This window comes from Dyadobacter psychrophilus (genome assembly GCF_900167945.1).
GTDB classification, from domain to species: domain Bacteria; phylum Bacteroidota; class Bacteroidia; order Cytophagales; family Spirosomataceae; genus Dyadobacter; species Dyadobacter psychrophilus.
The window spans coordinates 21,164-33,480 of record NZ_FUZA01000009.1 but is presented as its reverse complement, the minus strand read 5'-3'; the positions used below and the strand labels follow the sequence as shown (position 1 = coordinate 33,480).

The window sequence follows — 12,317 nt, the reverse complement described above, 5'->3', positions numbered from 1 at the left end:
ATTATCATTTCATGTGGGTTAAAAAAGGAGTTATATATAAGCCGGACGGAACATTGCCGCACAGTTTGTCGCACGCACAGGTTCCGTTTGCATATAAGCACGAAGATTTTTTACGCATATATTTTTCGTCCAGAGACAAAGACGGACAATCACGCCCGACATTCATTGATGTAGATTACGACGATCCCAAAAAGATCCTTTACATCCACGATAAGCCGATTTTAGAACTTGGTGGCCCGGGCGAGTATGATGAAACCGGCGCAATGCCTTCCTGGTTTGTAAACCGTCCGAATGGCGACATCTGGCTTTATTACACAGGCTGGAACCGCACTTGGAATTCTTACAGACTTTCGATGGGACTGGCTGTCAGCACAGACGGCGGCATATCATTCAAAAAAATGTTCGTAGGGCCCATCATGGACCGCAGCATTCAAAACCCGCTTTGGGCTGCACAGCCGTCGGTGATGATTGACGAAGATGGAACCTGGCGGATGTGGTATATTTCCGGCCACAAATGCGAATACATTCACGATTATCCTGAACCTTATTACAGAGGTCAGTCTGCTACAAGCAAAGACGGGATTCACTGGGATATCAGCGACATTCCGGCATTGGATTTTGACGATTTTCTGCATGCAGTAGGCCGTCCAAGCGTTTTTAAGGAAGATGGAATTTACAAAATGTATTATTCTTACCGCCACACGCGCGATTACCGCACAGATCGCAACCAGAGTTATAGACTTGGTTACGCGGAATCAGTCGATGGCACGAATTGGGAGCGTAAGGATAATTTGGTAGGAATCGCTAAATCAGAGAATCCGGAGGATTTTGATTACCAAATGATCGATTATGCTAATTTTTACCAGCATAACGGCAAGAAATATCTGCTTTATAATGGCAATGGCTTTGGCGCTGCCGGATTTGCTTACGCGGTCTGGGAGGACTAAGGTCTTATTAAAAGGCAACAAAAGTCATTTATTCGATTTCAACAGAAACATAAATTTGAGAACTTATTCAGAGCCGGTTACATTATCTGACTGATTAGGTTCTCAATTTTTTTCAAACCACATAAAGTGTCATACAATGAGCACACTTCAAGAGCAATTCAATAATGACGGCTATGTCCTTTTAAGAGATTTTTTGGACAAAGACGTTGTCAATAACATTTACACGGACGCCAGAAAAATATTCGCAACCCAAATCAAGCATGTCACTGGCAAAACGCCGGATATCGACAACCGCGATGAGTTTGAGAATGCAATGTTTGAGTTTTTTGAAAAAGACTTCAATGCGTTTGTAAACACGGGTAAAACTGTTCAGCATACATTCTCGCTTCATAGACTGGGCCTTGATCCAAAAATTGAAGACATTTTAAAACAAGTTGGTCTTTCCAGCCCGATCATCGGCGCACGCGCTGCGATGCAATTCAACAGCCGTTTCTTGTCAAAAGACGGAAGCAAGCACTGGAAACTTGACGCTCACCAAGACTGGCGCACAGGCCAGGGTTCATTGGACAGCACCGTAATCTGGTTCCCAATGGTTGACGCCGGCGCGGATATCGGTGCCTTGCAAGTGATTCCAGGCAGTCACAAGATCGGTTTGCAGGAATCAAACACATCGGGTTACCAAGGCGGGATCACAACCACATTGAAAGAAGAAGACTTTGTTCAAACCGAATTCAAAGTCGGCGACATTCTCGTCTTCTCCGCATTCCTCATCCACCAATCCGGCAACAACATTACCAACAACATCCGCTGGTCTGTACAACTCCGCTACAACAACCTGGACGAGCCAACATTCATCGAAAGAGGCTATCCAATGGCATACATTTACAAGCCGGAAACGGAACTAGTAACGCCAAACTTTCCTAGCGTAGAGCAATTGAAAGAGGTTTTTAGCTAAACCTTTTTCGACCGCTCATATAAAACCGAAAGCTAGTTATGGATATCAGGTATTTTCAGGACACGGATACGCTTTTACTGGTTTTTAATCAGAATGAAGTTGTGTCGACTGATGATGTAAATGAGAATATGCTGGTCGATTTAGATGCGAACGGCAATCCTGTTTCTCTGACCATTGAGCATGCGCAGCATATGACAAATGTGCACGGTTTATCCTTTCAGCAGATCAGCCAGGGCTCTGTCAAACAACTCGTTAATATCTAATTCTTCTTATTTCCTTGAAACTTTCGGTTTGCGTTCCTACATATAATCATGAGCGATACATTGGGCAGATGCTTGATGGGGCTTTAACGCAGGTGACGGATTTTGAATTTGAGATTGTGATTGGGGATGATGCTTCTACGGATGCCACACCTGACATTATTCGTGCATATCAGGAAAAGAATCCGGGAAGGATTAGGGCTTTTTTGCATTCGGAGAACCAGGGGCCGAAGGAACCTCGGGAATTTGCAGGTCGCAATAATGTGCTGCAATTGCTGAAAGCTTGCAAAGGAGAATATGTGGCGATGTGCGAAGGGGATGATTACTGGACTGATCCGCTGAAATTACAGAAGCAAGTCGATTTCCTGGATGCGCATCCGGATTTTGCTATATCGCACCATAATGTTCTGGTGACCTACGAAGACGGGTCGCCAGAACATTTTTTTAATGCGCCGGATCAGAAAGCCGTTTCCAGCATTGAAGACATTCTGGAAGATAAGTGGTTTATGGCTACTGCGAGCTGGGTTTACAGAAATCATTTTCTTGAAAACGACTTCGCCGACTGGCATGCAAAAGCCGCTGCCGGCGACTGGGCTGTGATCATTCAACTGGCTGCGCAGGGCAAGATTGGCTATTTTCCCGAGCCTATGGGCGTCTATCGCAAGCATAGCGCAGGACTGAGCAATGTTCACGCGAACACGAATCAAAAGTTTTGGCAGAACCGACGGGATATGTTTCACAATGTTGGTAAATGGCTGGGAAACAGGCATGATGCGATCATTGCAAAGACATTGGCGCGCTACGACGAGCAACTTTCCTTATTTGAAAAAATTGGCAGTTAAAATTAATAATCTTTAATTTGTACTGTTTTCAACAATTGCAATCTATGAAGCTAAGCGTCGTAATACCAGCATATAATGAGGAGGAATCAATTACACACACTCTTACATCGCTGCACCAAACATTAAATAAATACAATATTCCTCACGAAATATGCGTCACAAACGATAATTCCAAAGATGGAACACTGCGTGTGCTGGACGAGCTTTCGCTTCAAATCCCAACATTGGTTTACTACACAAATCCCGGCCCGAACGGCTTTGGATATGCGGTAAGATATGGCTTGGAGCGCTTTAAAGGAGATTGCGTGGCCGTTTTCATGGCCGATATGTCTGATGATCCGGAGGATTTGGTAAAATATTATTATAAAATGCTCGACGGCGATTATGACTGCGTTTTTGGTTCCAGATGGGAAAAAGGCGGCAAAGTCGTGGATTATCCTGCGTTGAAAAAAGTGATCAACCGCGTTGCTAATTTTATTGTTAAAATGGTGATGGGAATCAAATACAATGATACGACCAACGCATTTAAGCTTTATAAAAGAGAAACGATTGAGGGAATCAAGCCATTTTTGGCCCCGCATTTCAACCTTACGATTGAACTTCCGCTAAAAGCTATGGTGCGCGGTTATAACTATGCTGTCGTCCCAAATAGTTGGACAAACCGCAAATACGGCGAATCAAAGCTGAAAATTAAGGAAATGGGAAGCCGCTACTTCTTTATATTAATGTACTGTCTCATCGAAAAATACTTTTCACAAGGCGATTTCATGAAGAAGAACGCAGCACCGAAAAAAGAAGTCAGCCGCTGAGGAACAGCCGCTGAGGACCAGCCGTTAATCCTGCGAATTCATTTGATCCATTCCTGGACAAATGTCATTTTATGGGCGATATATGAAATTGCAAGACCCCACACGATTGCGCTGGTGGACATCCACAGAAAAATAGACGCGCGCGGCACTTTGAAAGCAACTGCTAAAATAGGCCCGAAGAGCGGCGTGAATAAAGGTGGGGTTAGAAATGCAATGCCTATGATGCCAAAACGCTTCCAGATGTTAACAGCTATGCGATTGGTTCGGCTAAACTTTTTGGGCGGCGTTTTTCTCCGTTTTTTGATAAAATCCTGAATTGCGCCACCTACATAAGTAAGCACTAGCACGCTGAACATCATGCCAATTGCTGAGCAAATGGCCGTTTCGATCCAGGTCAGTTTCAATACGACGCCTGCGATGGGCCCGCCGAAAAACTTCAGCGTGCTGGCAAGCGCTACTGACAGATATTTTAGAAAGGTGGTTTTCATTAAACTTTTACCTGAATCAATTCAGAAGCAAAACGCCTTGTCGCCTCATTTGTTTGAACGTAGTCGGAATACGTTGGGGTTGAAATGTAGGATATTTTGGCAAGGCTTTCAATGATCAGGTCCGAGATATCAAGAAACCCGATCTTGTCCCGAAGAAAAGCCTCAACCGCAATTTCATTAGCCGCATTGACAATGCAAGCGGCATTTCCTCCTTTGTCCAAAACTTCATAAGCGATGGCAAGGTTCCTGAAAGTGTCAAGATCTGGTTTTTCGAAGGTTAAGGAAGGATAATCAGTAAAGTTGAACCTCGGATAGGCCGATTTCAGGCGTGCCGGATAACGCAATGCATACTGGATAGGCAGTTTCATGTCGGGCAATCCCATTTGCGCCTTGATGCTTCCGTCTTCGAACTGCACGAGTGAGTGAACAATGCTTTGCGGATGCACGATGACGTCTATCTGCGACGCTTCAAGGCCGAACAACCATTTGGCCTCAATCACTTCCAGGCCTTTGTTCATCAGTGTGGCAGAATCAATGGTGATCTTTGCGCCCATGCTCCAATTCGGGTGCTTTAATGCTTGTTCCTTGGTAACATTTGCGAGATATGTGCGGTCTTTTCCACGGAAAGGCCCGCCCGAAGCCGTTAAGATGATCTTTTCAATTTTATTTCCCTCTTCTCCAACCAGACATTGAAAAATCGCAGAGTGCTCGGAATCAACCGGATAGATGTTAACGTCGTATTGTTTGGCAAGCCCTGTTATCAGTTCTCCTGCCACAACGAGCGTTTCCTTATTAGCCAATGCAATGTCTTTTCCTGCTTTAATGGCGTGAATTGTAGGCAAAAGGCCCGCATAACCAACCATTGCGGTAAGCACAGTATCCACATTGTCAGTTTCTACAACAGAAACCAGTGCTTCAATGCCGGTATATACTTTAATATCAAAAGGAGAAAGTGCTGATTTTACCTTATCAAAATGCTTTTCATTTCCGATAACGACTTCCTTTGGCAAAAACTTCACAGCCTGTTCAATCAGCAGATCTGCGTTTTCTTGCGCAGTAAGGACGGTTGCAGAAAAAATCTCAGGATTCGCCTCAATCACTTCCAATGCCTGCGTCCCGATCGAACCCGTTGATCCTAGAATCGCTATATTTTTTTTCATTCTGATGCTTAGGTTAAATGTCCGGTTCACTGCCGGTTAATTTTGATCAGCTCATCCGCGATCTTTCGGTCGTTCGATAATCTTGGCACTTTGTTTTGTCCACCCAATTTACCGTTTGCACGCATATAATCAATAAAAGTATTTTTGCGCAAAGGCACCAGTTCCAACGTTTTCAAAATGCTGCCTTTAATCAGGTCCTTATAATAAATGTTCAGCTCGGTGAGCCTTCTGTCGACATCAGCCACGAATTCTCCCTTATTAGTAGGCTCAACGGCGAATTCTACCAGCCATTCGTGATAAGGAAGTCTGCCATTCTCTGAATTTACCATAGGAGCAACCGTAAACTCGATCACCTCTACCTCAGGATGGCGTTCCATAGCATAACGCAATGCTTTTTCAATTTCTTCACCAATCACATGCTCTCCAAATGCCGATATAAAATGCTTGATCCGGCCTGTTACCAGGATTTTATATGGATTGACGGAAACAAAACGGACCGTATCACCCAGCGAATAACCCCACAAACCCGCATTATTATTAACGATCACCGCATAGTTTTGACCAACCTCAACCTCTCCTATCGATAACCGCTTTGGTTTTTCGTCAAAAAAGTTTTCAACAGGAATAAATTCGTAGAAAATCCCGGTGTCCAGAAGTAAAAGCAGGCCTTCGTCTTGTTGCGAATTCTGGTATGCAAAAAAACCTTCGGAAGCGGGATACAGCTCAATCGAATCGACGCGCTTGCCGATTGACTCAAACAATTTAGCGCGATAAGGCTCAAAGTTGACGCCGCCATAAATGAAAAGTGAAAAATCCGGAAACACGTCTTTGATCTTTTTTCCGGTTCTTTCAATAATCTTATCGAAATACATTTGCACCCAAGGCGGAATACCGGAAATCAAAGACATGGGCTGATCGATCGTTTCGTCAATGATCTTATCGAGTTTCGTTTCCCAATCTTCAATACAATTGGTGTCGTAGCTCGGCATCTGGTTTGATTTCAGATAACCCGGCACATGGTGATTGGATATACCTGACAACCGCCCTGTCAGTACGCCGCCCGTCTCTGTCAGCACCGGACTTCCTGATAGAAAAATGAGCTTTTTATCAAGAAACCGGGCCTTTTTGGTCTCCGCTATATACGTCAAAATGGCATTACGTGCGGAATCAATGTGGTTGGAAATCGAGTCTTTGGAAATCGGAATGTACTTCGTTCCTGACGTTGTTCCTGACGTTTTGGCAAAGTATAGTGGCTTTCCGGGCCAGAGAATGTCTTTTTCCCCGTTTTTTAACTTATCGATGTAAGCGTGAAGGTCTTCATAATCATGAACGGGCACCGCTTCCTTGAAGTCAGAATAGGTGTTTATGTCTTTAAAAAAATGATCTTTTCCAAACTCCGTGTGCAAGGCTTTTTTCACCAATTCCTTCCTCCATTTTTCCTGCACTTCGATGCTTCGGGAGATCCATTCCTGTTGTCGTTGGACGATGTACCGAGCCAGCGGCTCACTCAATAGTGCTCTGATTCCCATAGTAAAAACAAAGGTACACAGGTTTTGTAAATTTAGATCTACAAGGTGCTCTAACAGGCTTTTTCAGGCCTAAAACAGCCATATACCGAAATTTTTTAAATGCCTTTGTTTGTGGTTATTTATCTGTAATTTTGCCATCCTGAAATCAAAGTGAGCGAAAATTTTAAAAAAATATATGGGATTGTTTGATTTTTTGACTAGCGATATAGCGATCGATTTAGGTACTGCAAATACCCTCATCATCCATAAAGATACAGTAGTTGTTGACGAGCCTTCGATCATTGCCATGGACAAAACCACAGGCAAAGTTTTAGCCATCGGGCACACAGCTATGCAAATGCACGAGAAGACCAACGAGAATATCAAAACGATCCGCCCACTTAAAGATGGTGTAATTGCTGACTTTACTGCTGCCGAAATGATGATCCGTGGTATGATCAAGATGATTGATACCGGCAGCCGCTTCTTTACACCTTCCCACCGCATGGTGGTTTGCATTCCTTCGGGGATTACAGAGGTTGAAAAACGCGCAGTTAAGGACTCCTGCGAGCATGCAGGCGCAAAGGAAGTGTACATGGTGCACGAACCTATTGCAGCTGCGATTGGCATCGGGATCGACATTACACAGCCTAATGGTGTGATGATCGTTGATATCGGCGGCGGAACGACCGAAATCGCTGTTATAGCGTTGTCAGGTATCGTTTGTGAGCAGTCTGTAAGGATTGCGGGCGACGTATTTACCAGGGACATTGTAGACTATATGCGTCGTGAGCACAATTTGCTGATCGGTGAACGTTCTGCTGAGTTGATCAAAATGGCCATTGGCTCTGCTTCTCCCGAACTGGAAATTCCATTGGATGATTATCAGATCCGCGGACGTGACCTTATGACAGGGATTCCGAAAGAAATACGCGTTACTTATAGTGAAATCGCTTATTCCCTTGATAAATCTATTTCCAAAATCGAGGAAGGTGTCATGAAGGCACTTGAAATTTCTCCTCCTGAGCTTTCTGCGGATATTTTCAAAAACGGTATTTATCTCACTGGCGGCGGGGCACTTATTCACGGGCTCGACCGACGCATTGCTCAAAAAACCAAACTTCCTGTCCACATTGCGGATGATCCTTTAAAGGCCGTTGTTAAAGGAACAGGTGAAGTCCTTAAAAATCTTGAATTATACAAACCTGTACTGATTTCGTAGTATCGGATCGTTCACGATGTGAACATTTTAGCCCATGCTTCAACTCGTTGATTTCGTTGTCCGGAATCGTTTCTTTTTGGTATTTATCTTGCTGGAAGTTCTCAGTGTCTGGTTGATCGTGCGCAGTAACTCTTACTGGGGCGCAACTTATTTCAACACCTCCAACTATTACGTTGCCAAGACATTAGCTTTCTCCAATTCTGCCAGAGAATACACCAAACTGGATGAAGTTAACTCAGCATTAGCGAATGAAAACGCCCGGCTCCGTGCAACAGTAACCGCATTAACCCAGAAAAAACCCGTCGATTCGCCGGCTGGGTATGTGCCTGATTCGTCGTTTGCATCGCGCTTTACATTTACAGTGGCCAAGGTTGTTGACAATGAGACGAATAAAACCAATAATGTGCTAACGATCGATAAGGGAACCTCGGACGGGATCAAACCTGGAATGGGCGTTATTTCTGCAACGGGGGTTGTTGGTAAGGTCCGTTTTTGCTCCGACAACTATTCTGTTGTAACCTCTATCCTGCATTCGCAATTTATGGTTTCTTCAAAGCTGGTGCGGAGCAAGGAAATTGGTTATGCAAAATGGCCTGGAAAGGATCCGAATATCATTGATATGATTGACGTCTCGAAATATACCAAGATCTTCAAAGGAGATTCCGCGGTTACTTCGGACCAGAACTCTGTCTTTCCTCCCGGCATTATGGTAGGCCGCGTGGAAACGGTTACAGTGCATCCTAATCAGACATTTTACAACATTACATTGAGGCTGGCGACCGATTTCCGAAACCTTTCTTACGTTTATGTGGTACAAAATCAACAACTTGGGGAGCAGGATAGTCTTAAATTACGTACGATAAATACTAAATGAGTTTACGAGAAGCCATACAATATTCCCTGATGATCCTGCTGTATCTGTTCCTGCAGATCTTCTTCATGCGGAATGTCGTATTGTTTAATTATGCCTTCTGTTTCATCTACATTGCCGGCGTCCTGTTACTCCCCGCTGACATTGACAGAATGTATTTGTTGTTGATCGCTTTTGGCATTGGGTTCACTGTGGACGTATTTTCCAACACTTTTGGGATGCACGCTTCGGCTACTGTCCTGATCGCTTATCTCCGGCCTTTCCTGATCCATTATCAAATGAAGTCAAGAGGAGCCGAAAGAGCTGAGGTGGGGATTCGGGCGCAAGGGCTTGGCGCGTTCCTTGGCTATGTGTTTCCGCTTATTTTATTGCATCATTCCATGCTATTCCTTATGGAGATAAACCATTTTGGAATGATCCTTTACACGCTCATCCGCATTGGTGCAAGCGCGCTGTTCACTACCCTTCTTATTATCCTCCTGGAACTTTTTTCCAAACGTTAAATATGACATTTTGACACGAAAGTCGTGTGGCTCGAAATTTGATGTTGATACATTAAATACGGCAGGAGGCAATTCAATTTGGAATATTTTAGGAAGCGGTTCCGGGTTGATTTAATTTTTATCGTGAAAATATGGCTATTAAGTAGCTTCGATAAGCCATTCATCAAATTTTAATTTGTACGATTTGGAGCTGTTGTTAATCTTTGTAAATTCAGCATTCCTATGTTAGTTGCCATGTCAGAAACGCTCACGACTAATGAATACACGGATGACCTTCGTTATGAAGTTTTTAACCGTGAGTTCATGCCACACATTGACTCCATGTATAACTTCGCCTTTCGCCTTACCATGGACGAAGACGACGCAAATGACCTGGTCCAGGATACATACTTAAAAGCTTTCCGTTTTATCTCCTCTTTTGAACAGGGGACCAATGCAAAAGCATGGCTTTTCCGGATTCTTAAGAATAGTTTTATAAATGATTACCGCAAGAAAAGTAAGGAGCCTTCGAAAGTAGATTATCAGGAAGTTGAAACTACCTACAATTCTGAGGAAGCTTCTGATACAACTTACACGGTCGATCTTCGGGCTGATGCAGTTCAGGAATTAATTGGAGATGAGGTTGCAAATGCACTAAATGCATTGCCAGTGGACTTTCGGACAGTAATCATTCTTTGCGATATTGAAGGGTTCACTTATGAAGAAATGGCCAAGATTCTCGACATTCCGATAGGCACTGTGAGATCCAGATTACACCGTGCGCGTAACTTATTGAAAGAAAAATTAAAGAGTTACGCAAGTTCGATGGGATATGATTCATAGGTTGTGAAACTTTTTTTGCAACCTCTTCGGTTATAGGGTACAACTGTACATATATTCCATTATTCTTTATTTTTCATTTTAATAATGAATGCATCCCCTACAACGCCTTCAGTAACTGAAGAAGCGCAAAAACAACCCATGAAGCAGAAATGCGAGCATCACGCAGAATGCATGAAGGTAATTCAAGCCATTCTTGATGACGAAGCAACCGACGCCGAGAAGGACCATTTTCGTGAAAACATGGACAAATGTTTACCTTGTATCGAGTCGTACAGACTGGAAAAATGCATCAAAGATTCGCTGAATTTTAAGATCGAAAAAAAGCCGTGCCCTGAAAGCATTTTAAAGACAATTATTTCAAAAATAAACAGTTAATGCTGTTCGTGTGAAAGGTAAGCTTATCATATTTTCTGCACCTTCCGGTTCTGGAAAAACTACAATAGTAAGGCATCTTCTTAAAAAATATCCCAACCTTCTGGCATTCTCAGTTTCCGCTTCTACAAGGGAACGGCGTGACCATGAAGTGGACGGGAAGGATTACTACTTCATTCCCAAAAAAGAGTTCCGGGAACGCATTGCCAAAAATGAGTTTGCAGAATGGGAAGAGGTTTATGCAGGAAACTATTACGGAACATTCAAAACGGAAATAGAGCGGCTTTGGAACGAAGGAAAACAGGTTCTGTTTGATGTGGACGTAAAAGGCGGGCTCAAATTAAAAGAGATTTACCGAGAAAGTGCTTTGGCCGTTTTTGTAAAGGTTTCTTCCGAAGCCGAGATCATCCGGCGCCTCAGCGAACGGGGAACGGAGACCGAGAAATCGCTGGAGACCCGGCTTGGAAAAGTCCGTTATGAACTTAGTTTTGAAGATAAGTTTGACGTTGTGCTCGTTAATGATGATCTTGACGAAACACTTAAAAAAGCGGAAGCGTTGGTTCTGGATTTTATTCAATGAAAATCGGGCTCTTTTTCGGATCATTCAACCCCATCCACGTCGGGCATCTTATAATTGCCAACACCATGGCTACATCCACGGATCTGGAACAAGTCTGGTTCGTGGTGAGCCCTCAGAATCCATTCAAGAAAAATAACAGCTTACTGCACGAGTTTGACCGCTACGACCTTGTTCAGCGGGCCATTTCCGACAATTCTGTGTTAAGAGCCACAGACATTGAATTTCACATGCCCAAGCCCAGCTTCACGATTGATACGCTGGTAAGAATGCAGGAGAAATTCCCGCAGCATGAATTCAGGCTGATCATGGGAGAAGACAATTTGGCACAATTCCCTAATTGGAAAAACCACGATAAAATATTGGAATATACCGGTCTTTACGTATATCCACGCCCGAATTCAAAACCGCACTCTTTTGCTAACCATCCGGCCGTAAAATTTGTTGAAGCGCCTTTGCTGGACATTTCTGCCACTTACATCAGGTCTTGTTTACAAAAAGGTAAATCCATCCGTTATCTTGTGCCCGAGCCTGTTGAACAGCTCATTAAGATCAAGAAATTCTATCTCTGATTATAATGGCCGCGATTGATACGTTATTTCGCTGAGCAGCCCGACAGCGTTAAATTTCAAAATGACTTTCGGGGCGTTTGATTTTGACTTAATGTCCGAGCATTGCTCTCCTTTTGACAAAAAGTAAACGTAGTATTTCTGGTTTCTTTCTCCCAGCTGATGAATGTCCGGCCGGCCCAGCAAATCGCCTATATCGTCCGCGAACTTGCCCTTTAATTGCTTCTCTATTGATCTGAAATCTTTTTCAAGCCCTGCACGTACATCATTACACCCGCCCCTGTCTCCGCGCCATTTTACGAGGTCCAGATTCCCTAGTTTATCGGGAGGCGTGGAGCAAGCGAAAAAACAGAAAAGCATTGCTGCAATCGAGCCTTTAAGAAGCAACTTCTTCATTGAACTTTCATTATTT

At 43.6% G+C, this 12,317-nt stretch carries 15 protein-coding genes; 11 read left to right on the top strand and 4 right to left on the bottom strand.

The features are described from left to right. Positions 1 to 11 precede the first annotated feature (11 nt). The 5 genes from B5X68_RS24790 (at position 12) to B5X68_RS24770 (ending at position 3,813) form a co-directional block, all read left to right on the top strand. The gene (locus B5X68_RS24790; protein ID WP_082217465.1) at positions 12 to 947 is read left to right on the top strand and encodes a glycoside hydrolase family protein; all 936 of its coding nucleotides are present in this window, start codon (positions 12 to 14) and stop codon (positions 945 to 947) included. A 136-nt stretch (positions 948 to 1,083) separates the two neighbouring features. After that, positions 1,084 to 1,902: a phytanoyl-CoA dioxygenase family protein gene (locus B5X68_RS24785; RefSeq protein ID WP_082217464.1), complete on the top strand. Its 819-nt coding sequence runs from the start codon at positions 1,084 to 1,086 to the stop codon at positions 1,900 to 1,902. A 38-nt stretch (positions 1,903 to 1,940) separates the two neighbouring features. After that, a complete protein-coding gene (locus tag B5X68_RS24780) occupies positions 1,941 to 2,165 on the top strand; it encodes a DUF2283 domain-containing protein (protein WP_026629629.1) in 225 nt (74 codons plus the stop codon). 14 nt (positions 2,166 to 2,179) lie between these two features. Then, positions 2,180 to 3,004: a glycosyltransferase family 2 protein gene (locus B5X68_RS24775; RefSeq protein ID WP_082217463.1), complete on the top strand. Its 825-nt coding sequence runs from the start codon at positions 2,180 to 2,182 to the stop codon at positions 3,002 to 3,004. Between the two features lie 44 nt (positions 3,005 to 3,048). Next, complete coding sequence (locus tag B5X68_RS24770; RefSeq protein ID WP_082217462.1) at positions 3,049 to 3,813, top strand: glycosyltransferase family 2 protein; 765 nt, start codon at positions 3,049 to 3,051, stop codon at positions 3,811 to 3,813. Positions 3,814 to 3,851: 38 nt separating this feature from the next. On the opposite strand, the gene B5X68_RS24765 is transcribed toward B5X68_RS24770, so the two are convergent. Genes B5X68_RS24765 through B5X68_RS24755 form a run of 3 tightly spaced genes read right to left on the bottom strand, consistent with a single transcriptional unit; the run spans position 3,852 to position 6,990 of the window. Then, entirely contained in the window at positions 3,852 to 4,301 is a 450-nt protein-coding gene (locus tag B5X68_RS24765) for a hypothetical protein (RefSeq protein WP_082217461.1), read from the bottom strand. Then, complete coding sequence (locus tag B5X68_RS24760) at positions 4,301 to 5,461, bottom strand: 1-deoxy-D-xylulose-5-phosphate reductoisomerase (protein ID WP_082217460.1); 1,161 nt, start codon at positions 5,459 to 5,461, stop codon at positions 4,301 to 4,303. The genes B5X68_RS24765 and B5X68_RS24760 overlap by 1 nt, the downstream gene beginning before the upstream one ends. Before the next feature lie 26 nt (positions 5,462 to 5,487). Then, positions 5,488 to 6,990 carry a GH3 auxin-responsive promoter family protein gene (locus tag B5X68_RS24755; RefSeq protein WP_082217459.1) on the bottom strand — a complete coding sequence of 501 codons (1,503 nt, stop codon included), beginning with the start codon at positions 6,988 to 6,990 and terminating at the stop codon, positions 5,488 to 5,490. Between the two features lie 175 nt (positions 6,991 to 7,165). Between B5X68_RS24755 and B5X68_RS24750 the strand changes: the two genes are divergently transcribed. The 6 genes from B5X68_RS24750 to nadD all read left to right on the top strand — a co-directional run bounded on the left by B5X68_RS24750 (position 7,166) and on the right by nadD (position 11,908). Next, a complete protein-coding gene (locus B5X68_RS24750; RefSeq protein WP_019946014.1) occupies positions 7,166 to 8,191 on the top strand; it encodes a rod shape-determining protein in 1,026 nt (341 codons plus the stop codon). Between the two features lie 34 nt (positions 8,192 to 8,225). Next, positions 8,226 to 9,065 (top strand): rod shape-determining protein MreC, encoded by an 840-nt coding sequence (gene mreC / locus B5X68_RS24745; RefSeq protein ID WP_082217458.1) that lies wholly within the window; start codon positions 8,226 to 8,228, stop codon positions 9,063 to 9,065. Beyond that, positions 9,062 to 9,565, top strand: coding sequence for a hypothetical protein (locus B5X68_RS24740; protein WP_082217457.1), 504 nt, complete (start codon positions 9,062 to 9,064; stop codon positions 9,563 to 9,565). The genes mreC and B5X68_RS24740 overlap by 4 nt, the downstream gene beginning before the upstream one ends. A gap of 234 nt (positions 9,566 to 9,799) precedes the next feature. Further along, a complete protein-coding gene (locus B5X68_RS24735; RefSeq protein ID WP_026629637.1) occupies positions 9,800 to 10,387 on the top strand; it encodes a sigma-70 family RNA polymerase sigma factor in 588 nt (195 codons plus the stop codon). A gap of 385 nt (positions 10,388 to 10,772) precedes the next feature. Continuing rightward, positions 10,773 to 11,339: a guanylate kinase gene (gene gmk / locus B5X68_RS24725; protein ID WP_082217456.1), complete on the top strand. Its 567-nt coding sequence runs from the start codon at positions 10,773 to 10,775 to the stop codon at positions 11,337 to 11,339. Beyond that, complete coding sequence (gene nadD, locus B5X68_RS24720) at positions 11,336 to 11,908, top strand: nicotinate (nicotinamide) nucleotide adenylyltransferase (protein ID WP_082217455.1); 573 nt, start codon at positions 11,336 to 11,338, stop codon at positions 11,906 to 11,908. Before gmk ends, nadD begins: the two co-directional genes overlap by 4 nt. Here nadD and B5X68_RS24715 read toward each other — a convergent pair whose 3' ends face one another. Further along, a complete protein-coding gene (locus B5X68_RS24715) occupies positions 11,909 to 12,301 on the bottom strand; it encodes a hypothetical protein (protein WP_229208556.1) in 393 nt (130 codons plus the stop codon). It abuts the gene before it with no gap. Positions 12,302 to 12,317: the final 16 nt, after the last annotated feature.

Bases quoted from the DNA above. Each gene is read 5' to 3' on its own strand.
- B5X68_RS24735 (WP_026629637.1), top strand. From the start codon at position 9,800: ATGTCAGAAACGCTCACGACTAATGAATACACGGATGACCTTCGTTAT.
- nadD (WP_082217455.1), top strand. From the start codon at position 11,336: ATGAAAATCGGGCTCTTTTTCGGATCATTCAACCCCATCCACGTCGGG.
- B5X68_RS24715 (WP_229208556.1), bottom strand. From the start codon at position 12,301: ATGAAGAAGTTGCTTCTTAAAGGCTCGATTGCAGCAATGCTTTTCTGT.
- B5X68_RS24790 (WP_082217465.1), top strand. From the start codon at position 12: ATGTGGGTTAAAAAAGGAGTTATATATAAGCCGGACGGAACATTGCCG.
- B5X68_RS24785 (WP_082217464.1), top strand. From the start codon at position 1,084: ATGAGCACACTTCAAGAGCAATTCAATAATGACGGCTATGTCCTTTTA.
- B5X68_RS24765 (WP_082217461.1), bottom strand. From the start codon at position 4,301: ATGAAAACCACCTTTCTAAAATATCTGTCAGTAGCGCTTGCCAGCACG.
- B5X68_RS24780 (WP_026629629.1), top strand. From the start codon at position 1,941: ATGGATATCAGGTATTTTCAGGACACGGATACGCTTTTACTGGTTTTT.
- B5X68_RS24750 (WP_019946014.1), top strand. From the start codon at position 7,166: ATGGGATTGTTTGATTTTTTGACTAGCGATATAGCGATCGATTTAGGT.
- B5X68_RS24740 (WP_082217457.1), top strand. From the start codon at position 9,062: ATGAGTTTACGAGAAGCCATACAATATTCCCTGATGATCCTGCTGTAT.
- mreC (WP_082217458.1), top strand. From the start codon at position 8,226: ATGCTTCAACTCGTTGATTTCGTTGTCCGGAATCGTTTCTTTTTGGTA.
- B5X68_RS24770 (WP_082217462.1), top strand. From the start codon at position 3,049: ATGAAGCTAAGCGTCGTAATACCAGCATATAATGAGGAGGAATCAATT.
- B5X68_RS24760 (WP_082217460.1), bottom strand. From the start codon at position 5,461: ATGAAAAAAAATATAGCGATTCTAGGATCAACGGGTTCGATCGGGACG.
- B5X68_RS24755 (WP_082217459.1), bottom strand. From the start codon at position 6,990: ATGGGAATCAGAGCACTATTGAGTGAGCCGCTGGCTCGGTACATCGTC.